The 21729-nt window shown below is 50.8% G+C and carries 19 protein-coding genes; 8 read left to right on the top strand and 11 right to left on the bottom strand.

What is annotated here, in order from left to right:
• Positions 1-65 precede the first annotated feature (65 nt).
• On the bottom strand, positions 66-1412 hold the full coding sequence (locus L1278_RS16285) for a nodulation protein NfeD (protein WP_253406082.1): 1347 nt from the start codon (positions 1410-1412) through the stop codon (positions 66-68).
• An 84-nt stretch (positions 1413-1496) separates the two neighbouring features.
• On the opposite strand from L1278_RS16285, the gene L1278_RS16280 reads away from it, so the two are divergent.
• The 4 genes from L1278_RS16280 to L1278_RS16265 all read left to right on the top strand — a co-directional run bounded on the left by L1278_RS16280 (position 1497) and on the right by L1278_RS16265 (position 5272).
• Positions 1497-2267, top strand: a complete 771-nt coding sequence (locus tag L1278_RS16280; protein ID WP_253406081.1) for a DUF4905 domain-containing protein — start codon at positions 1497-1499, stop codon at positions 2265-2267.
• A 21-nt stretch (positions 2268-2288) separates the two neighbouring features.
• Positions 2289-3275, top strand: a complete 987-nt coding sequence (locus L1278_RS16275; RefSeq protein WP_253406080.1) for a LysM peptidoglycan-binding domain-containing protein — start codon at positions 2289-2291, stop codon at positions 3273-3275.
• Between the two features lie 144 nt (positions 3276-3419).
• Positions 3420-4196: a TIGR02757 family protein gene (locus L1278_RS16270; protein WP_253406079.1), complete on the top strand. Its 777-nt coding sequence runs from the start codon at positions 3420-3422 to the stop codon at positions 4194-4196.
• Positions 4197-4219: 23 nt separating this feature from the next.
• Complete coding sequence (locus L1278_RS16265; protein WP_253406078.1) at positions 4220-5272, top strand: serine hydrolase; 1053 nt, start codon at positions 4220-4222, stop codon at positions 5270-5272.
• Here the strand turns inward: L1278_RS16265 and L1278_RS16260 are convergent.
• Both L1278_RS16260 and L1278_RS16255 read right to left on the bottom strand, forming a co-directional pair.
• The gene (locus L1278_RS16260; RefSeq protein ID WP_253406077.1) at positions 5269-5982 is read right to left on the bottom strand and encodes a hypothetical protein; all 714 of its coding nucleotides are present in this window, start codon (positions 5980-5982) and stop codon (positions 5269-5271) included. The genes L1278_RS16265 and L1278_RS16260 overlap by 4 nt on opposite strands.
• Positions 5979-6449 carry a YhcH/YjgK/YiaL family protein gene (locus tag L1278_RS16255; protein WP_253406076.1) on the bottom strand — a complete coding sequence of 157 codons (471 nt, stop codon included), beginning with the start codon at positions 6447-6449 and terminating at the stop codon, positions 5979-5981. Before L1278_RS16255 ends, L1278_RS16260 begins: the two co-directional genes overlap by 4 nt.
• A 352-nt stretch (positions 6450-6801) precedes the next feature.
• Between L1278_RS16255 and L1278_RS16250 the strand changes: the two genes are divergently transcribed.
• Positions 6802-9198, top strand: coding sequence for an endonuclease MutS2 (locus L1278_RS16250; protein ID WP_253406075.1), 2397 nt, complete (start codon positions 6802-6804; stop codon positions 9196-9198).
• A 31-nt stretch (positions 9199-9229) separates the two neighbouring features.
• Here the strand turns inward: L1278_RS16250 and L1278_RS16245 are convergent, their stop codons facing one another.
• From L1278_RS16245 to murB, 3 genes are all read right to left on the bottom strand, one after another.
• Positions 9230-9661 (bottom strand): hypothetical protein, encoded by a 432-nt coding sequence (locus L1278_RS16245; protein ID WP_253406074.1) that lies wholly within the window; start codon positions 9659-9661, stop codon positions 9230-9232.
• Between the two features lie 105 nt (positions 9662-9766).
• Positions 9767-10204, bottom strand: a complete 438-nt coding sequence (locus L1278_RS16240) for a hypothetical protein (RefSeq protein ID WP_253406073.1) — start codon at positions 10202-10204, stop codon at positions 9767-9769.
• A 101-nt stretch (positions 10205-10305) separates the two neighbouring features.
• On the bottom strand, positions 10306-11322 hold the full coding sequence (gene murB, locus L1278_RS16235; RefSeq protein WP_253406072.1) for a UDP-N-acetylmuramate dehydrogenase: 1017 nt from the start codon (positions 11320-11322) through the stop codon (positions 10306-10308).
• Between the two features lie 291 nt (positions 11323-11613).
• On the opposite strand from murB, the gene L1278_RS16230 reads away from it, so the two are divergent.
• A complete protein-coding gene (locus L1278_RS16230; RefSeq protein WP_253406071.1) occupies positions 11614-12789 on the top strand; it encodes a class I SAM-dependent RNA methyltransferase in 1176 nt (391 codons plus the stop codon).
• A 68-nt stretch (positions 12790-12857) separates the two neighbouring features.
• Here L1278_RS16230 and L1278_RS16225 read toward each other — a convergent pair whose 3' ends face one another.
• The 4 genes from L1278_RS16225 to L1278_RS16210 form a co-directional block, all read right to left on the bottom strand.
• Positions 12858-13370 carry a hypothetical protein gene (locus L1278_RS16225; protein WP_253406070.1) on the bottom strand — a complete coding sequence of 171 codons (513 nt, stop codon included), beginning with the start codon at positions 13368-13370 and terminating at the stop codon, positions 12858-12860.
• Positions 13371-13633: 263 nt separating this feature from the next.
• Entirely contained in the window at positions 13634-14938 is a 1305-nt protein-coding gene (gene murA / locus L1278_RS16220) for a UDP-N-acetylglucosamine 1-carboxyvinyltransferase (RefSeq protein WP_253406069.1), read from the bottom strand.
• 6 nt (positions 14939-14944) lie between these two features.
• Positions 14945-15616 carry a DUF4290 domain-containing protein gene (locus tag L1278_RS16215; RefSeq protein WP_253406068.1) on the bottom strand — a complete coding sequence of 224 codons (672 nt, stop codon included), beginning with the start codon at positions 15614-15616 and terminating at the stop codon, positions 14945-14947.
• Between the two features lie 216 nt (positions 15617-15832).
• On the bottom strand, positions 15833-18085 hold the full coding sequence (locus L1278_RS16210) for an ATP-dependent helicase (RefSeq protein WP_253406067.1): 2253 nt from the start codon (positions 18083-18085) through the stop codon (positions 15833-15835).
• A gap of 250 nt (positions 18086-18335) precedes the next feature.
• Between L1278_RS16210 and L1278_RS16205 the strand changes: the two genes are divergently transcribed.
• Both L1278_RS16205 and L1278_RS16200 read left to right on the top strand, forming a co-directional pair.
• On the top strand, positions 18336-19946 hold the full coding sequence (locus L1278_RS16205; protein ID WP_253406066.1) for an ankyrin repeat domain-containing protein: 1611 nt from the start codon (positions 18336-18338) through the stop codon (positions 19944-19946).
• A gap of 76 nt (positions 19947-20022) precedes the next feature.
• Positions 20023-20604 carry a DUF3109 family protein gene (locus L1278_RS16200; RefSeq protein ID WP_253406065.1) on the top strand — a complete coding sequence of 194 codons (582 nt, stop codon included), beginning with the start codon at positions 20023-20025 and terminating at the stop codon, positions 20602-20604.
• Between the two features lie 74 nt (positions 20605-20678).
• On the opposite strand, the gene L1278_RS16195 is transcribed toward L1278_RS16200, so the two are convergent.
• Positions 20679-21635 (bottom strand): DUF6340 family protein, encoded by a 957-nt coding sequence (locus L1278_RS16195; protein WP_253406064.1) that lies wholly within the window; start codon positions 21633-21635, stop codon positions 20679-20681.
• Positions 21636-21729 lie beyond the last annotated feature (94 nt).

Below are 21729 nucleotides of genomic sequence, written 5' to 3'. Positions count from 1 at the left end.
CCAAACTTACAGAAAGGGTTGCATGGCACAGAAAGGGCTTCCCACTTATGCTGCACCCTCCTTTTCTAAACTTTCTTCACCCGCAGGGCAAAGGTACTTTGGTCGATCACCTGCACCACATCGCCTTTGTCGATGAAGCCGTCGCGGGCCTGTGCGTCGTATACGTTGTCGTCTATCATCACGCGTCCACTTGGCGCCATGCGGGTGTAGGCTATACCTGTTTTACCGATCAGGTGCTCGGCAGAGTGGCTGGAGCGGTAGCCTTCCTTGCTTTCGAAGGTATTGACAAGCGTGACACGGCGCAGGGCCCGGCTTCCCAGCACACGATTCCAGGTCAGCACCACAATGATCACAGCACTGATCATACCGAGCAACACCGATACCAGGCTTTCCATCAGGCGCTCAGACGAAACGAACGTAAAGTCAAAGGCCTGGTTGTTGACCATGATGAGCAGCAGCGACAGAAATACGAGCACAATGCCGCTTATACCTGTCACCCCAAACCCAGGAATGACAAATACCTCCAGGCCAATGAGCACCAGCCCTACAATGAACAACAGGACCTCCCAATGCTCGGCCAGTCCGTTGAGGTAGAAGGGCGTCAGGTATAGCACGCCGGCTACAATAGCGGCTATGAGCGGAAAGCCCACACCCGGGGTCTGCAGTTCGAACCAGAGGCCGCCGATGATGATTAGGATGAGGATGCCGCTGATAACGGGGTTCAGGAAAAAGGAAATGACTTTGTCTGTCGTGCTAAGTTCGTAGCGGACGATCTCGGCGTCCTGCAGATTAAGCTTTTGCAGCACTTCCTCGATGTTGTTGGCCTGTCCTTCGCTGAAGCCGTGCAGGATGGCTTCGGAAGTGGTGAGGGTAAGTACCTGATCTGCCGACAAAGTACTGTCCACAGCAGCGTCTACCATGGCTTCGGCCAGTCTGGGGTTGCGGCCGTTGGCTTCGGCGGTGGAGCGCATAATCGAACGCATGTAGCTTTGGTACTTGCCCGGCGCGGCCTGCCCGTCGGCACCGACCACCGTGGCTGCACCGATGTTGGCACCCGGCGCCATGTAAATGCTGTCGCAGGCAATGGAAATAAGTGCTCCGGCCGAGGCAGCGTTTTTGTCGATAAAAACATAGATCGGCTTCGGATACTCGAGCAGGCGCAGGCGAATGGCGTCAGCATCATTCACGGCACCCCCGTAGGTGTTCAGCTTCAGCAGCACATGGTCAGCTTCCACGCGGGTGGCCTCTTCCAAGGCCAGCTGAGTATAGCGGTTGGTACGTGGGTCGATCTCCGAGCTGATCTCCATGATGAACACCTTCTGGCGCTCCTGCGCCCAGGCAGACGTGCAAGAAAAGAGTAGGGCCAGCAAGAGGAGGTAAGACCAGGGCCATATTTTTGCTTTAGATTTCATACATTTGGGCTTTATCGGAAATAAGATACTAAAAAAATCCCGCTTATCCTTTCCCTGCTTTTTAAATACGACTTTGAGGCGCACGTGTGGCGCATTCGCCTGGATGCCCCCGGTGGTTGGCTGGCGCTGGAGGTGCGTGACGCCGACCTGCTGCAGGCCCGCTTCTATACCTTGCACCTGCCTGCTGGCCAGTTGCAGGAGCTTAAATTGCCCGATCCTAACACCTGGTGGCTGGGGCTGGAAGACGTGCACGAACATGTGCTATACCTGCATGGCTACGGCGACCGCAAGTTGGGGCAGCACAAAGGTATACGGGCTTTTGCAACTGACTCAGGTATAGCGCTGTGGCAGCAGCCGGAGCTGGCATTTTATGGAATAGAGGAACAAGGACTACTGGCTTACGATATTAGTCAGGAAAGCGGGGAACTGCTTTTGCTGGAAAGCGGTTACGGTAAAACCATTCAAAACGATATCAGTCAAAAAGAGGCGGCTGATCGGGTGCAGCGCTTCCATCAAATCCGATTTGGGGCTGTGCAGTACCCACACCTATACCGGGAGGGGGAAACTTATTTCGGTCAGGTACGCGATTTTTTGGCGCAGGAGCTTGATTGTGAGCCTGTAAGTGTCCTGGAGTATGCCGAAACGGACACCTGTCTGGTGGTGAGCTATTACCTTAAGACGGGTGTAAATAAGTTAGATAATTTTCTGGCTATTTTTGATTTAAATGGTTTTTTGCACTTAAATGAGTTACTTGCAGGTGCAATTGATGGCGTAGGTTCAGATACTTTTTTTATCTTTATGCGCAGTTTGTATTTCGTGCAAAACAAAACAACCTTGAAGGCATATTCTCTTTAATTTTTAGTTCGACTTTTAGCTATGATCCGAATTTTACTTATCGCCCTTGTAGCAATACCGCTGCTTCCTATTTCGGCTTCAGCCTTCGACATGGTTGCCCTGCGCGACTCGGTTGGTGTGGAGCGTAAGAACGGTAAGGTATACGTGCAGCACCGCGTAGAGCCAAGAGAAACGCTCTACGCCCTGTCCAGAAAGTATGGTGTATCCGTGGCCCAGATCGTGGACTCCAACCCATCCGTAGAAACCACGATCAATGTTGGGCAGCTGGTGCTGATTCCGCGTAAGTATGCCGCAGCATCTCCCGCTGTTAAGCAGGCGCCTGCCGCAGGCACGGCCAGCAACCGTACTTTTACTGTGAACAGCCGTGGTGAGAAACTGCACCAGGTAGAGCCGCAGCAGACGCTGTACTCCATCTCGCGCATGCATGCCGTGAAAGTGGATGACATTAAGCGTTGGAACAACCTGCCGGATAACACGATCAGTGTAGGTGCTTTGCTGATCGTAGGCAAAGGCCAGCCGGTTCCTTCCAAGAACCCCATCTACGTGAGCGAGACGGATGACGAGATTGCAAAAGATAAGGTAACGGAAACAGCGGTAGCTTCTACAGACCCTGTAGCTGCTCCAACTACTCCGACCAATACACACGTTGTGCTGACGCCGCAGCCTGCCACACCGGCACCTGCTACCAGCGTTAAGGATGACGATGATGAAGAGATGGTAGACTCTGTGTCTGGTGCCAAGAAGATCCTTGAAACAGGTATGGCCGAAATGATCGACCCGAAAGCAGATACCAACAAATACCTGGCGCTGCACAAAACAGCTCCGGTAGGCACCATTATGCAGGTGAAAAACGCCATGAACGATCAGGTAGTGTATGTGCGTGTGATCGGTAAACTGCCTAGCACAGGCGAGAACAACAACGTGGTAGTGCGTCTTTCCAAGAAAGCCTGCCAGAAACTGGGCGCCATTGATCAGAAGTTCAGAGTAGAATTGTCTTACATGCCCTAAGCAGGTATAGCGATAAAGAAAAAGCCCGGGCAGCGATGTCTGGGCTTTTTTGTTGCCGTTTTATACCTGCAGTTGGCAGCTGAAAACTGGGCTACCTGCTGCATATTACTTAACTTGCATAGCGCCATTTCTCGTACCAAGCACATGAAACAGGATATCGCTCAGATCAAAGCCCTCCTTGACAACCGGGTAGCACGCTACAACCAGCCCAACTTTATTCCGAACGACCCGGTCTCCATACCCCACCGTTTCACTAAAAAACAGGACATCGAGATCAGTGGCTTTTTTGCGTCCATCCTGGCCTGGGGGCAGCGCAAAACGATCATCAACAACTGCCTGAAGCTGATGGACCTGATGGACAATGCCCCGCACGAGTTTATATTGCAGCACCAGGAGCAGGACCTGCCTAGATTTCTCGGCTTCAAACACCGTACTTTCAACGATACCGACCTGCTATACCTGATCCACTGGTTCCGATGGTACTACCAGCAGCACGAGAGTCTGGAGACGGCTTTTACAGGAGAGCGGAACGAGGTCAGGACACAAAAAGAGCGGCTGGAGCATTTTCATAACCTGGTTTTTAGTCTGGAGGATGCCCCGCACCGCACACGCAAGCATATTTCCACTCCGGCCCGTAAGTCGGCTTGCAAGCGCCTGAACATGTACCTGCGCTGGATGGTGCGCCCCGCTGACGGCGGCGTGGACTTCGGAATCTGGCATACCATGCAGCCTGCCGATCTGGTCTGTCCCTGCGATGTGCATGTGGAGCGGGTGGCCCGCCGACTTGGCCTGATCACCCGCAAAGGCATGGACTGGCAAACGGCCGAGGAACTGACCGACCACCTGCGCACTTTCGACCCACAGGATCCGGTAAAGTACGACTACGCTTTGTTCGGACTCGGGGTGGAGGAGAAATTTTAAGGTATAGCCCAAATCAAATTCCGATGCTACAGCATTTAAAAAAAGCGTTAGACGAGCACCTGAGCAGTTGTTATACCTCCGATGGTCCTGGCGCAGCAATGCTGGTTTCAGTGGCCAGTGAGGAGCTGTATGCAGGCGGTATAGGTATAGCCGATCTTTCCACCGGCGAACGGATTACACCCGACACCACTTTCCGGTTAGCTTCTATGAGCAAGCAGTTTACGGCAATGTGCATTCAGCTGCTGGAGCAGGAGGGGCGCTTGTCTTACGACGATACCCTGCAGCAGTTCTTCCCAACGTTCCCGGCAGGTATAGGAGCACAGGTGAAATTGCGGCATTTGCTCTGCCATACCTCCGGCCTGCTGGATTATGAGGAGTTTGTAGAAGAGCAACCCGACTGGCAGATCAGCGATGAAGAAGTGCTGGCAATTGCAGCCGCTCAATCTAAGACCTACTTCGCACCCGATACCCAATACAGGTATAGCAACACCGGCTACGTGCTGCTGGCGCTGGTGGTGGAGCAGGTGTCAGGTATAGCTTACGCCGATTTCTTGCAACAGCGGATTTTTGAGCCACTCGGTATGGACCACACCATGCTTTACGGAATGGGCAAGGCTATACCTGCGCGTGCGATGGGCTATGCACGAAATGAGGTGGGCGATATCGTTCTGGCTGACCAGGGCAGCTGCACGGCTACCAAAGGCGACGGCTGTATCTATACCTCCGTTCGGGACTACGATCGGTGGCACCGGGCGCTCAGTCAGCAATCAGGTATGGCACCTGCGCTGGAACAGGTATACGTACCTATACCTGACTATACGAATGGCTTCTATGGGATGGGCTGGTTCTTCAGCCGACGCAAATCGGGAGGACTGGAAATGTACCACACCGGCAACACCAGCGGCTTCAGCAATCTCGTCATCCGTATACCTGAAAACGATGTGCTGATCGCCTGCTTCTCAAATATAGCCGACAATCCGCATCTGTTGACTGGCTTTCTGGATGTATTAGACCAATTCCCTATACTCAAAACAGAGTCGGGTCTGATTAGAGACTTGCTGAAACTGACCCGTTAATTGCTGTACCTTCTTCTGACATCGTCTTCGGTGAAGATTGCGCCAAAGCCGATGTTGAGCGAAAAGTAGAACCTATACCTGGTACCTGGCGCAGCACTCAGGTGCAGGTAGTCGTTGATGGTCCAGCGTGATTTTTCGAGTGGAACGAGATAGCCTACCCGGGCATTGATCAGATAAAAAGACTGTCTGGCAAAGCCGAACCCCAAGTCCAGATGTGCTCTCGAGTTGTGAATTTCCTTATACTGCAGGTCATTTTCCAGGTAATCTTCCAGGTCTGTCGTCTCATCTAGTTTCTCGCGGTACAGGTAGTTGAGTCCATTGCCCTTGAAGCCCAGGTATGGGTATAGCGCATACCGATGGCTTTTGGTCAGGTCATAACCGAAGTTGAAGGAGAATGATCGGTATTCCATTTCCGTCAGATAGGTATCTTTCTCTTTTCTGCGGGTACCTTTTGCAAAAGAAATCGTGCTGATGCCGCGGTTCGCGTAGAACTGGAACCCAATACCTAAGGTCGCAGGCGGCTGCTTAGCATCCGGTAATCCGGCTGCAGCCACCGCATTCTCAAAGCCCTTGTTGTCGATGATCGGGAATTCAACAGGAATGAAAATATAACTCCCAAACGCGCGATTTTTGAGCGAGTCAGGCTGTGATTGTGCGCTAGCTGCGGTAGCCAGACAGAGAAAGGCCAGCAAAGAGGCTAGCTTTTTCATACCTCTACAGGGCCTTCCGGCCTCACGGCAATCTTCAGCACCACCTTGCGTACATTCTTTTCTGTGATCATGGCAGCGTGGGCATCGTCGGGGTAAAAAATGGTGAAGGAACCAGCCGGCACATCAAACCAGAAAGCAGGTTTGTCCGGAAAGAAAGCAGCATCCCGTTCGTCGGTATACGGGTCGTTGGGCTCGCTGCACAGCGCCAGATCTCTCCAGCCCATGTGGTCGGTGCCTTCAATTACGAACTGTATGTCGATGTAGCGGCGGTGCACCTCTATTTTGGCGTCCGACTCAGGTATACCGCTGCCATCGGAGATGATCGCAAATAAGTCTTTGCCCACAATTGCTTTTTGCCCAAGCGGGAGCGTCATCAGGTCAGCTTCCTGCAAAAACTGGAAAGCCTGCGCAAAAAGCGGGTGCATGCAGGTATAGCGGTCGGCGTTGGTAAGTTTGTCGAGAACCATATGAGTTTGGGAGTTAAAAAGTTTAAGAGTTAAAGAGTTTGATTGTAGCGAAGTTATACCATAAAGTCGTGGTGCTACACAGCATCGTTTCATTGTAGGGACAGGTCGCGACCTGTCCGAATCGTGCACCAAACCTGCTCTAATTGTGCACGAAAAATCGTTCATTGATATTCCCCTCTTGGGAGGGGCAGGATTAGGTCAATTGCTTGCAGGCTTTCATACCAAACCATGCATCAGAGAATTAGCCTTAAACAATTTTAATTCCCAACAATTTATAAAACCACAGCGAACGAAAGCAGCACCTTTACTTGTTATAATATGCTAAATTTGCCCTAAATCTAAGAGATAACAATTGATCTATCCAGATAACTTTGAAATAAAAATTGGCTTTGCGCAGGTACGCGAAATGCTTTCGGAACTTTGCCTGAGCCCACTTGGCCGACAGTTCGTCAGCCGCATGACCTTCCTGAACCGCCATGACCTGGTGCAGCGCCTGCTGGAGCAAACGAACGAGTTCAAACAACTGCTCGAGTCCGACGCCGAGATTCCGCTGCAGCATTACTTCGATGTAACCGCCTACCTCGACCGGGCCGCTATACCTGGTACTTTCCTGGAAGTGCAGGCCTTCTTCGAAATTAAAATGTCGCTGCGCACTATCCGCGACTCACAGCGCTTTATTTCCAGCACTGAAGAGGGTAAGTTTGAAGCCCTGAAAGCCCTGGGTGCTAATATCATGGTTGAGCGCTCCCTAATCGCTGCCCTCGACAAAGTAGTGGACGATGCCGGTGCCGTGCGCGACGACGCCTCGCCTGAGCTACAGCGATACAAGCGCGACCTGATCGCGCAGCAGGGGCAATTGCGTAAGACGATCAGCTCGATCATGCGCCACGCTAAAAACGAAGGCTGGACACCCGGCGATGCCGAGCCAACCATTCGCGGTGGCCGTTTGGTTATACCTGTCATCGCCGAGCACAAGCGCCGCATCAAAGGCTTGATCCACGACGAATCGAATACGGGGCAGACAGTATACATTGAGCCGGAGTCTATTTTCGAACTCAACAACGACATCAAAGACCTGGAGAATGCCTACCACCGCGAGTTGATCCGCATACTGGTAGGGCTGACCAATACGCTCCGCAACTTTATACCCGAGTTGCGCAAAGCTTATCAATACCTGGGCCTGCTGGACTTTATACGAGCCAAGGCGGCCTTTGCCAGACGCATAGAGGCAACGATGCCGAAGCTGCACAAGTACCCGCACATCGCCTGGAAAGAAGCCATTCACCCGCTGCTATACCTGTCGCATAAGCAACTGGGTAAACCGACAGTGCCGATGGATCTGGAACTGACCCGCGAGCAGCGCATCCTGCTGATTTCCGGCCCGAACGCAGGTGGTAAATCGGTGAGCTTGAAGACGGTGGGCCTGGTGCAGTACATGCTGCAGACCGGCATGCTTATACCTGTAACTGATAACTCGGAAGCTGGTATTTTTCACGACATCTTCATCGATATCGGGGATGAGCAGTCCATCGAAAACGATCTGAGTACCTATAGTTCGCACCTCACCAACATGAAAAAGTTTGTGACGGTGGCCGATAGCAAGAGTTTGGTGCTGATAGATGAATTTGGTACAGGCACAGAACCCGTGCTGGGCGGTGCTATCGCCGAAGCCGTGCTGCAGAACCTCAACGACAGCAAGGTGTTTGGCGTGATCACAACGCACTATACCAACCTGAAGAACTTCGCCGAGCGTACGCCGGGCATTGTGAACGGGGCCATGCGCTACGATCACAAAAACCTGCAGCCGCTCTACCAACTGGAGATCGGGAAGCCGGGTTCTTCGTTTGCAATTGAGATTGCCCGTAAGATTGGTCTGCCAAGGCATATCGTAGACAAGGCCAGCAGTCTAGTAGGTAAAGACAAGATTCGCTACGACCGCTTGTTGGAGGAGCTCGAAACAGAGAAGCAGGAATTGGAGAAGAAGCTGAAAGAAGCCACAGCGCTGGAACTGAAGCTGAAACGCAATGTAAAGGAGTATACTGACTTGAAGAACTTCCTGGAGGAGAGCAAGCAGGATGTGATGCGTGAGGCCAAAGGTAAGGCCAAACTCCTGCTGAAAGATGCCAACCAGAAGATCGAGGCTACCATCCAGCAAATCAAGCAAAGTCAGGCCGAGAAGGAGCAGACCAAACTGGCCCGCCGCGAACTCGAAGAATTTGCCACCGAAAAGGTGCGCAAAGAAGAGCCGCGCCCTGCTCATAAGCGAATTGCCAGCAACGGCGGTCCACTTAAAGCCGGCGACACGGTAGCACTGATCGGACAGGATTCGGTGGGAGAGATTGTAGGTATAAAAGGTAAGACTGCGGAGGTGTTGTTCGGTGGTCTGAAAACGATCGTGAAGGTGGACAATCTGGAACGAGCCGAGGCGCAGACCAAAAAGCAAAAGAAAGCCGAAACAGCAGAGGGTTATACCCGCGGCATGAACATCACGCAACGTATGGCCGACTTTGGCTCTTCGATTGATATTCGGGGCGAGTATGCCGAAGATGCTTTAAACAAAGTAATGAACTTCACCGACGAAGCAATTATGCTGGGTATACCTGAAATTAAGATCGTGCACGGACGTGGTAACGGAGTGCTGCGGCAAGTCGTGCGCGACTACCTGTACTCTGTGCCGGAAGTGGTCAGCCTGGCCAGCGAGGCCGAGGAAAGGGGAGGCGATGGTGCCACCCTGGCTGTACTGAAATAAAAAAAGGCTCCTGCAAGGGAGCCTTTTTTGTTTATCGTATGAATCGAACCTCCAGTGTTAGGGACTCACCATCGTCCTCTAGCGTCTGCTCCATCCGAAGCTCTTTATCGGTAAGCATCAGTACGCTTGCTTTGTACTCATCTTCGGTTCCCTTATCAAAGATGATGGATTTGTCATTATCCGCAAACTCCCAGGTGCCGTTCAACGAAGTTCTCTCGTAGGAGTCCACATACGTGCCCGCTTTGTCAAACTTAATTGTGTTCTTTTTGATGTCATAACCGAGTTCATCCATAAACAGATCGGAAATATCGCTGCCATAGGCCCAGATAGATTCGCCTTTCCAGATGCTGGATGCTAATATGTCTTTGTTTGTCGGCTCTTTGTCCTTGTCTTTGTCGCACGAGGTCATGCTGGTTACCAGGAGCAAGGCAAACAGGAAAGTGAGTAATTTTTGAATTCTCATAGAATGATTTTATAGTAAAAGATAAATTACATGGATCCTGTCCTGCGCTGGAAAATCTGTCATGAAGGCGCACGAAGGGCATTAGCCAGCCCTAACTTACTGAATTTAGTCTTTCTTCACAAACTGGACCTTCGCATCGAAGCTTGTGTTGTTGCGGTTCACGGTGGTGATCAGGTCCATGTTGGTGGGAGTCAGGCTTTCTATCTGTAGGTCGCCGAGCAGATCGAAGTAGATGATTGTTTCATTTTCCTTGAATTCCCAGGTTCCGGTGGTAGTTTGTGGGGTGCCTGCCTGGTCGTATACTGCGGTGTAAGTGCCGTCGCGGCGCAGGGTCAGGCGTGTGCTCTTAATGTCGAGCAGCATGTCTTTGATCTCGGGGCGGTCTGATACGTCAAAACCATTGACCAGCACGCGTTCTCCCTGCCATTCGTGTGCTACAACGAGGTCAGTTTTAGTAGGTTCAGGATCGTCTTTGTCACAGGATGCCAGCACAAGGGGAAGCGCCAGAAATAACAGGAGGTAACGCAGTATATAAATTTTCATAGGGTTGTAAGCTATTATAGTCTACCCTATATATCGCAGCCTGTTTAAATAAGTTAGGGAAGTTAAATAAAAATTTTAGCGCCTCCCGGAAGTCCTGATGCTTAGATAATGTTTACCTCCGGGTGCAGCGAAATACCGAATTTCTCCTGTACCGACTGAATGATATCGTGTGCCAGCTGCAACAGGTTTTCGCCTTTTGCACCACCATAGTTTACCAGCACCAGCGCCTGGTTTTTGTGCACGCCGTAGTTATCGATCATCTTTCCTTTCCAGCCACATTGCTCAATCAGCCAGCCAGCAGGCACTTTCACACTGGTCTCAGACACAGGGTAGGCCGGCATATCAGGGTGTTTTTCCTTGAGCACATCAAAGAGGAGCAGCGGAATTTCCGGGTTTTTGAAAAAACTGCCGGCATTGCCAATCTGGGCCGGGTCGGGAAGTTTGCTGCGGCGGATATGGCAAACGGCAGCGCTTACATCATGTATGGTTGGCTGTAGCACCTGCATCTCCTGCAGTGTGGTCTGGATAGCGCCATAAGTGGTATTCAACTCTGGGTTTTTACGAAGACGCAGGGTCACGCTCGTTACTACATACTGTCCCTTCAGGCTGTGTTTGAAGACGCTCTCACGGTACCCGAACTGGCAGGCCTCCTTGTCGAAGGTATGGACCTGACCGGTCTCGAGCTGCACGGCTTCCAGTTCTACAAACACATCCTTTAGCTCTACACCATAGGCCCCAATGTTCTGCAGGGGAGCGGCTCCCACCGTGCCAGGTATAAGCGACATGTTCTCAATGCCACCCAGATCATTTTCAAGACAATAGAGCACCAGGTCGTGCCACTTCTCACCGCCACCGGCCCGCACGTAGGTATAGCCACCGTCTTCGCGCAGCACTTCCATACCTTTAATGCCATTGAGCAGCACAATGCCTTCAAAATCTTTGGTGAACAGCAAGTTACTACCCCCGCCTAAAATGAGCTTCGGCTCTTCCTTCACCTCCGGCCGCTGCAGCAGTTCCTGCAATTCCTGCACACTGTCGAAGCGTGCAAAATGCCTGGCCCTGGCATCGATGCCAAACGTATTGTAAGGTTTAAGGGAAAAGTCTTTCTCGAATTTCATAAACGGGTATTTACGGGCAAAAATAGTTTTTATTTAGATAAGAGTTAAAAGTTATGCGCTAAGAGTTGAGGCGATGTAGCTATAGGTATAGGGTTTTATGATGTTCAGCTCAAGGCAAAGGCTAAAGCTAATTCTGAGTGGCTGACCACTATGCCAGCAGGTATAGCGACTTTTTTTTACTCTTTCCTTACTAAAGAAACCACCACAATAAGCCTCAAACTCTTAAATTGATTACAACTCCTAACTCTTAACTAAATTACCATTATTTTTGCGGTTTAACAGGTATAGCAAATGGCGAAGCAAAAGCAGAGCGTTAATTTCAATATAGTTGCCACAACGCTCAGTGGACTGGAGGAAGTGCTGGCAGAAGAACTGCGGGCGCTTGAAGTAGAGTATATCAAAGTAGGCAACCGCGCAGTTTCTTTTTCGGGTAACCTGCGCCAACTCTACGAAGCCAACCTCTGGTGCCGCACCGCCATTCGCATTCTCAGGCCTCTCCGTAATTTCAAAGCCCGCAACGAGCGCGACCTCTACGAACAGGTACAGAAAACCAACTGGGTCGAGGTGTTTGACCTGAACCAGACCTTTGCGATCGATGCCGTTGTAAGCCATTCTACTTTTGAGCATTCGCTTTTTGTAGCTCAGCTTACTAAAGACGCTATCGTCGACCAGTTCCGAAAAGCCACAGGCGAGCGTCCTTCTGTGGACCGCATCCGCCCGGATGTGCGCCTGAACCTGCACATGCACGAGAACATGGTCACCCTTTCGCTCGACTCTTCCGGCGACTCGCTGCACCGCCGTGGTTACCGTCTGCAGACCAACGTAGCACCTCTGAACGAGGTGCTGGCCGCCGGCATTATTGCTCTGTCCGGCTGGGACAAGAAATCGACCTTCATCGATCCAATGGCCGGTTCCGGTACTTTCCTGATTGAAGCCGCGCTTATGGCGCAGAACATCGCGCCGGGCATTTTCCGCCGCGACCCCTATGGCTTTGAAAGCTGGAAAGACTATAACGCCGAGCTCTTTGAAATGGTGTGGAAGACGGCTGAAGCCAAAGAAAAGCGCGAGCCACAAGCCCGGATCATCGGCTACGACATTGACCCGGATTACGTGCTGGCTGCCCGCAAAAACATCGAGAACGCCGGACTAGAGCATGTGATTAAAGTGGAAATGGCTGACTTCTTCGAGACAAAAGCTGCGGCCGAAGAGGGTGTTTTGATCATGAACCCGCCCTATAACGAACGTATCCTGTCAGACGACATTCACCAGCTGTACAAGCAGATCGGGGACACGCTCAAGAACAACTACCAGGGCTTCGACGCCTTCGTGTTCACTGGAAACCTCGATGCCGCGAAAAGCATTGGTTTACGAGCCTCTAGACGCACTCCACTCTACAATGGCGCCATTGATTGCCGTCTGCTCAAGTATGAGCTGTACCAGGGCAGTAGGAGAGGGGAGAAGGAATAGGTAACGTGCTCGTGCAGCTGATGAGCGAGGCGGAACCGAAGCTTAAAAGCTGCACCTTGTTAGGTGATTTAATTTTTCAACGCTGCTATAAAGATGTCCCTACCAGCGATAAACTTCTGCCTGCTCTTAATTTCTGGAAGCTTTTCAAGGAAGTGATCTGGTGCATATGCTTCTATAATTTTGTAGCCCTCCTTTGTCATTATTTCAAATTTATAATTTGCAGCGTCATACAGGGTGTATGTGGTTAGTGTAGAATCAGGGTCTTCTCTTTGAGTTATGTTAAGAGAGTCTGAACTTAATGTCCAAAAGCTTAAATGGTCTAACTGGTTTAATAGCAATTGTGCTTTATTATTGTCAAATGAGCTCACTCTGATTTTAGGTTTCCTAAAGTCGCCATTCTTCTTCTTTTTGGAGGCTAATGTTATCAAGTCCCATTGTCCGTCTTTAAGTGCCAAAATTTGATAGAACTGCCTATCGCTCCACCAATAGCTTTCTTCTGTGTATGCAATTAAAAAATCATACTTCCCTTCAAGATTTTTTTGTATAGTCGATTCATTTGGCTGATTGTTGTACTGAAGCACGGGGATTTGTCCATAAGCTCGTATGCTTAGGAGCAAAAGAATATGTAACAACAGAGTCTTCATTCTTCTCATTTATACCACCTAACTACCAGACAAACGACAACATACGTTTATCCGCACTATATGTGTAGGTATGGTATTTCGTAACTGCCGCTTTTAAATTCAATATAAGTAATATTCTCTATTGCTTTTTATTTCGAGCAAAATAAAGAAAGAGCGCCCATTCCTGAGCGCTCTTTCTTTATTAAATCTTGACTAAGAATTTACATTCTTCTGATCTGTGCACCCAAGGCATTCAGTCGGCCGTCGATGTTCTGGTAACCGCGATCGATCTGCTCTACGTTGTCGATGATGCTGGTGCCTTCGGCAGAAAGTGCTGCGATAAGCAAGGCAACACCAGCACGAATGTCAGGAGACGTCATGCGGATGCCACGAAGCGGGATCTGCTTGTTCTGACCGATTACGGTAGCGCGGTGAGGGTCACACAGAATGATCTGAGCACCCATGTCGATAAGCTTGTCAACGAAGAATAGGCGGCTCTCGAACATTTTCTGGTGCACCAGCACAGTGCCTTTTGCTTGCGTTGCCACTACAAGAGCCACGCTCAGTAGATCCGGGGTAAGGCCAGGCCAGGTATGGTCGGCGATGTTCAGAATGCTGCCGTCGATGTAGGTATCCACCTCGTAGCGGTCCTGCTCAGGTATAAAGATATCATCACCACGGAATTCCATTTTGATACCCAGTCGCTGGAAAGTATCAGGTATAAGACCTAGCTCCGGAATCTGACAGTCTTTTATGGTGATCTCTGATCCGGTCATAGCAGCAAGTCCGATGAAAGAACCGATCTCGATCATGTCAGGTAACATGCGGTGCTCGGTTCCTCCCAACTGTTCCACACCTTCTATTACGAGCAGGTTAGAGCCAATGCCGCTGATCTTCGCGCCCATGCGGTTGAGCATACGGCAAAGCTGCTGCACATAAGGCTCACAGGCCGCATTATAGATCGTGGTCGTACCTTTGGCCAGCACAGCGGCCATCAGGATATTGGCTGTACCTGTCACAGAAGCTTCGTCGAGCAGCATGTAGGCGCCCTTCAAACCAGAGGAGGTGACGGTATAGAAATTATCTTCGGCGCTGTATTCAAAAGAAGCACCCAGTTTTTCGAATCCTGTAAAGTGCGTGTCCAGTCTGCGACGGCCGATCTTGTCGCCACCCGGCTTCGGCATTTTTGCTTTGCCGAAGCGGGCCAGCATCGGTCCCACGATCATCACGGAGCCTCGTATGGCGCGACCTAGTTCTACAAAACGCTCGGAGTCCAGGAAGTCGAGGTCGATGTCATCTGCTTGAAAGATATAGGTATCCGGCGACAGGCGCTCTGTTTTTACGCCCAGCGACCGCAGCAGGTCAATCAGTAGGTTAACGTCCCGGATATCAGGGATATTAGAAATTGTTACTTTCTCGGGGGTAAGAAGCACGGCGCACAGGATCTGAAGCGCCTCATTTTTGGCACCCTGCGGAATGATTTCTCCGCGCAGTTTTGCACCGCCTTTTACTTCAAATGAAGCCATTTAGTACTATTTGTTTCGTTGGTTGGAAGTTGGTCTCGTATTTTTGTGGCTACGCTTGTCACCGCCACGGTTTTGCTGCTGTTGCTGTGGGCGGTTGCTGCCACCGTCCTGCGACTTGCTGCTCACAGATTCGAACAGGCTATTGCTCTCAATCATAGACGGATCCAGATTCAACTTTCCTTTGGAGATTTGCTGTATGTCGCTTAGGATCACATCATCTGTAATACTGTCTTTGTTGTAAGATCGGTACAGCGTCTTCATCAGTTTCCCGATGGAAATGGTCGCAGCTTCACGCTCTTTATCGTCCTCAAGCTCTGTTGCGCGTTGTATGAGCAACTCCACGTTCTGGCCGTAGTGCTTATACCTGGGCGTACTGAGTGGGTACTCCATGCGCTGCGGCTTGTCGTTGAGGTACTCCATGGCGCTGAGCGGATAAGGGGCATCCACGTCGAGCTTTGAGCCGGACATCACAAACAGGTGATTCCAGAGCTTTTGCTGAAAATCCTGGGTGTCGCGCAACTGTGGGTTGAGCTTAGCCATTAGATTGATCAACAGGTATGACAGGCGGGTGCGCTCTGCTTTGTCCTCAATGCTCAGTATGTGATTGACAAGATCCTGTACGTTTCTGCCGTATTCGCGCAGCAACAGGTCCTGCTTAAAGGTGGTACTTGCTTCCATTATTTCAATTTATGAATCTCAAATGTAGGGGTAAATTATTTTTGATTTAGTGATTTAGTGAATGAGTGATTTTTTATTGAGTGATTTAGTGGTTGAGTGATTTATAGAAATTTTAGTGAGTGAAAAAATAATTCATCAAGAAACTATCACTTATCTACTCAATCACCATTCAAAAATAAAAAAAACACTCCATCACTAACTCACTCATTCACTAAATCAATTATGTATCCGCAGCTTGGCAAAGCTCAACAGTAGGGTTTTTTCGCCTACTTCGTCGAAGTTGATAATGGCCTTGGTGCTGTTACCCTGCGTGTCCATTTTGCTTACTACGCCAAACCCGAACTTAGGGTGCTCTACTTTCATGCCGGCAGCCAGATTCGACGTATCGCTTGGCTGAAAATCGGCAGGAGCGGTATAGGCGGTAGCGGCCTGCTTGCGCGCTGGCTGCTGCACCAGACTGCTGATGCTGCTCTTGCGCTGCAGCACGCGGTCGAACACGTTACCGCCACTGGCCGTGTTCTGCTCGCCATATTTAAAGTTGAGGTACTTCGGATCGATCTCGTCGAGGAAGCGGCTCTTCTCGCAGGCGCGCAGGTTGCCCCACTGGTAACGGCTGGTCGCGTAGGTCAGGTATAGCTTTTTCTCGGCACGGGTGATGGCTACATAAAAAAGGCGTCTTTCCTCTTCCAGGTCGGCGCGGGAGTTCAGCATCATCTGGCTCGGGAAAAGGTTCTCTTCCATACCTACGATGAACACGTTCTTGAACTCCAGGCCTTTGGCCGAGTGGATCGTCATTAGCGTCACAAACTCACCGTCCATATCGGCTTTGGTATCGGCATCCGTAATCAGGGCGATGTCCTGCAGAAAGGCCGACAGACTCTTGTCTTCCTTCTCCGGATCATCTACATACTCCTTAATACCGTTGAGCAACTCCTGAATGTTCTCGTAACGGGCCAGGCCCTCTACGGTTTTGTCCTGGTACAGGTCGTCGACTATACCGGAGTGCTTGGCCACGTGCTTGGCTACTTCAAAGGCGTCGGTGTTATCGGCAATGCGGGCAAAATCCTTGATCATGATCGAGAAGTTCTCGATGGCGGTACCTACCCGGTTACCCAGGAACTGACCGGCATTCTGGATCACTTCCCATACACTGTGGTTGGTCTCGTCGGCCGTCACAAAAAGCTTCTGTTCGGTTGTCTCGCCAATCCCTCTTTTCGGGTAGTTGATCACGCGGCGCAAGGCCTGCTCATCGTTCGGGTTCACCACCAGGCGCAGGTACGCGATCAAATCTTTGATCTCCTTACGCTGGTAAAACGACAGACCACCCACAATCTTATATCGGATGTTCATGCGGCGCAGGGCTTCTTCCATCGCTCTGGACTGCGCATTGGTGCGGTACAGGATGGCGAAGTCGTCGTAGGAGAGGTGGTTGTTCATCTTCTCCTCAAAGATGGAGGTAGCCACCAGTTTGCCTTCTTCGTTGTCGGAATTGGCTTTGATCACCTCGATCAGCGGTCCCTGCTCATTGTCGGTATAGACGTCCTTCTTGAGCTGCGCCGAATTGTTTTTAATCACCGAGTTGGCGGCGTTCACGATGTTCTTGGTAGAGCGGTAGTTCTGCTCCAGTTTGAACACCTCCAGCTCCGGGTAATCACGCTCAAAGTTGAGGATGTTCTGGATATCGGCCCCACGGAAAGCGTAGATAGACTGCGCATCGTCACCCACCACTACAATGTTGCGGTTTTGGGCGGCCAGTTTGCGCGTGATGAGGTACTGCGAGTAATTCGTATCCTGGTACTCATCCACCATCACGAACTTGAAAATGTGCTGATACTTGTTAAGCGCGTCCGGATGGTCGCGGAACAGCACGTTGGTCTGGAACAGCAGGTCGTCGAAGTCCATGGCACCGGCCTTGAAGCAGCGGTTGGCGTACTGTTCGTATATCTTACCGATCTTAGGGCGCATGGCAGCCTCGTCGTCGGCCTGAATCACGGTATCGTTCAGGTACTGCTTCACAGAGATCAGCTTGTTCTTGGCGGAGGAAATACGGCCCAGCACCACATTCGGCTTATAGAGCTTGTCGTCCAGGTTCATCTCCTTCACAATGTTGCGAATGAGCGTCTTGGAGTCGTCGGTATCGTAGATGGTAAAGCTTTTCGGATAGCCGATCTTATCCGCCTCGGCACGCAATATGCGCGAGAACACGGAGTGGAACGTGCCCATCCAGATATTTTTAGCCTCGTTACCAATCACTTTCTCGATACGATTGCGCATTTCCTTGGCCGCCTTGTTGGTAAAGGTCAGGGCCAGTATGTTGAAGGGATCGACCCCCAAACTGATGAGGTGTGCAATCCGGTAGGTGAGTACCCTTGTTTTGCCTGAGCCGGCACCCGCTATGATCATGGCTGGCCCCTTGGTGTGGAGCACGGCCTTGCGTTGCGACTCGTTCAGTAAACTAATATAATCCATTTCGTCTCTTCCGCGTGCGTCATTAATAATCCATGCAATTTACACATTCCTATCCGTTTTAGGAACGGCACCTGTACATTTAGAGAACCAGACAGCCCTACCAATTGGTTTCTTATAGAGGAATGCAATTTTGGCCTCTGATTTGTGTGTCTTCAGGCAGTGCTTTTTAGAGAAACGCCGCATTATCTGTATCTTTGTAAAGTTAAGAAGGTTGAAGTGGGCATTTGGCTGCTTTATACCTGAGAAATATATGATCCCATTACCACGCATGAAGAAACTACTCCTGTTCCTTGCACTGCTCCCGGCCGGGCATCTGGCCGTGGCGCAATCCGATACCAGCCAGGTTGTCAAGATTATACCTGACTCCCTGAAACTGGTGAAGGTTCCTCGCTCTGCCAATCAGGTATGGCGCACTCCGGAAATGCAGGAAGGTATGGACCTCTATATCGGATTAAAGTACAACGAGGCTTACGCCAAGTTCCGCCAGGCAGCAGCACGTGACGAAGCAGCGGCCTATTACTTTATGGGCCGCATGCATCAGTACGGCGAGTTGGTGGAAGACGGAGCGCCGATTGACGATATCATAACATCTGACTCAGTGGCCTATGTGCGCAACCCTGAGAAGTTCTACAAAGCCGATCCTGACACCGCTCGCATCCTGTTCGAAAAGGCGCTGGAAGGCAGTAGTCTATTCGGTAATCTGGGTTTGGCTGAGTTAATGACCATCCGTAACGACGAAGATAAGCAGCGCTTTACACGACTCATGCGCAGTGCAGCCCTCGACATCCGCGACATGGCTATAGCAGGGGATGCCTTCAGTAACCGCATTCTGGGTAGTATGTATTATACCGGCTACGGCGAAATGGAGGACAAAGGGTATGCCTATACCTACATCAAGCGGGCCGCTGAGCTCAACGACGTGGTAGCCTATACCTCTTTGGCAAACCTATACCTGAGAGGGGAGGGCGTGAAAGAGAATGTAGCACAGGCGAAGTACTGGCTCGAGAAAGGTGCCGCTGTCGGAGAAAAAGAAGCCCTCTATACCTTGGGTCTGCTTTACGAAGAAGGCAACCTGGGAAAGCCTGAGCCTGATAAAGCACGCAAACTGTACCACCAGGCTATCTCGCAGGGCAGTTCCAATGCCTTTGAGCAACTCAAGTACCTCAATCAGTCTTCTGACCAGAAACTGGTGCTGGCAGTCATTGAGCGTAACCCCGAAGTAGTGAAGCGGTCGCTGGAAAGTGGTGCCTACGTCAACACTGTGTCTGTGCCAAACGGTTATGATTTTGACTTCAGGCTGCGCACCCCGCTCATGCACGGCATTTACATTCCGTTGCTGCTCGAAGACTATGGCGTGATTTACCAGCCGAAAGTTCGACTGGAAGTGGCGAGCCTGCTGCTAGGTGGCGGCGCCGACGTCAATGCAACCGATCAGGATGGGAAGACCGCCCTGCACTATGCCATGTATGGTGCCCGTATCAATACCGAGGAATTTGAAATTGAGCAGGCTCAGTTGCTGGATACCCTGTTCAACTACAAGGCGGATCCGAACATCGTGGACAACAAAGGTAATACCCCGCTCTACTATGCAGTTCGCTTTGCTAACGGTACGCACATGATGGAGATGAACCGTTTGCTGAAAGGAGGTGCCAACCCGAATATCCAGAACCTGGAAGGCCTGACGCCACTGATGCTGGCCTGTCAGCTGGACGGTGGCAACGAGGTGATCGTGATGCTGATCAATGCCGGTGCTGACCCAAGCTTGCGCGACTTTTCTGGCAAAACAGCCATGGACTATACCAAGCGCGAAAGCGTGCAGAATATATTGACGGCCGCAGGAGCAAGGGGAACCAAGCGCTAGTCTAAACTTATTTAACTTTAATTTTGTCTCTTATCTGCCGGTGAGGCCGGTTAGAGAAGCTTATTCCATTACTTACATGATCGTTCTTCAGAATACCGTCATCAGTGACGACATCCGTGATAATTTCTTCGTCTGCAATCTTGAGAAATGCAAAGGGGCCTGTTGTGTCGAGGGCGATCTGGGCGCTCCGCTGGAGGAAGAAGAACTGGCTATACTGGCGGATAACTACGAGCACATCAAACCCTACATGACGGGAGCCGGAAAACTGGCCGTGGAAGAGCAGGGGCTGTACATCCAGGATTTTGAAGGCGATTACTCCACACCAACCATCGAAAACCGGGAGTGCGCCTACGCCTTATACGATAACCAGGGTATACTGAAGTGTGCCATTGAGCAGGCCTATTACGATGGCAAGATCAGCTGGAAGAAGCCCATTTCCTGCCACCTGTACCCCATTCGTATTACCAAGTATGATGATTTCGAGGCGCTGAACTACGACCGTTGGAGCATTTGCGCTGCGGCCTGCAATTTTGGGGCTGACCTTGGTGTGAAGGTATACCAGTTCCTGAAGGAACCACTGATCCGTAAATATGGGGAGAGTTGGTATAGCGAACTTACCGAGTTGATCGAAAAAGAAGCTCAAGCTGCTACTAGCTAAGGTTTAGGTATAGCACATAAAACAGCAAAGCCCGGCCAATTTGGTCGGGCTTTGCTGTTTTCGTGAGGTGATCACTACTTAATCAGGCCGGCATTGGTCCAGAGTTCGAGCAGTTTGCTAGCTAGTTTATCTCCTTTGCTTTCTGCCTGTCGTGCCCAATAAGTGGCTTGTTCGTAGTCACCGGCGGCCTCGTAGGCAATAGCCAGGTTATGGGCTGCCTTTATACCTGTTTTAGACGAGAGATCCTGTGCCAAAGGCTGTAGTGTGGCAATAGCCTGCTGAAACTGCCCCAGGAGCAACATGATGTGGGCATCTTGCAGCGGACTCGCCATGTGTACCTGGCGTACCAACAGTGTCGGTTGTGGATAGAACCTATCCCAATAGCTGTAGCCTGTCTCTACCGCCAGCCGGTTCACCACAGGCCCTGCTTTGCCCATAGCCGGACCAATAGCTAGCAGTCCGCTCACCACGGTTCGTGAATCGTAAAATTCCTGCTGCTCCACCGTTGCCTGGTCCAGCAGCATACCTGTGCTGTCGTACAGCGACCACGTGCTTGCTACGACCAGGTCATAATTGGCAATTTTGGTCCTGTCGCCGTCTTCATCATCATAGCTGTCTACCACTTTCCCAAAGCCAGTTTTGAACTTGTCGAGCGTTAGGATCAGGTGTGGGCCATACTGCTTAAAAAGTCCGTCAATTTCTTCGTCGTTAAGCCGCTCCATACTGGCAGGCAGACTGATGGCCTGATCCGGGTTGACCAGCACAAAAGTCGAATCGTTGTAGATAGCACCCATAACACCCCCGGCAGCTTGGTAGGCTCCGTCGCGTAGTACGGCTGTCACGTTTTCATTTTTATTAGTAGCCTGTGCAGCCGCATCGTAGCGGTTCACGACCAGCACTTTCCACTGGTCGGGGCTCACCCGCACCACAGGGGGGCGAACCGTCTCCATCGTAATCATAGTTGCACAGCCACTCAGCTGCAGCGCCAATACTGTCCATAGAAGAGTAATAAAGAGACTGCTTGGTTTCATTTCTGTTTCGTGTGAGGTGCGAGACTAAGTTAAGTAAATATGATAATGTCTCTATATTTTAAAACCACATATATCGGGCCAAACAAAAAAACCG

Source organism: Pontibacter sp. HSC-36F09 (genome assembly GCF_024171605.1).
Taxonomy (GTDB): domain Bacteria; phylum Bacteroidota; class Bacteroidia; order Cytophagales; family Hymenobacteraceae; genus Pontibacter.
This window is presented reverse-complemented; position numbering and strand designations above follow the sequence as displayed.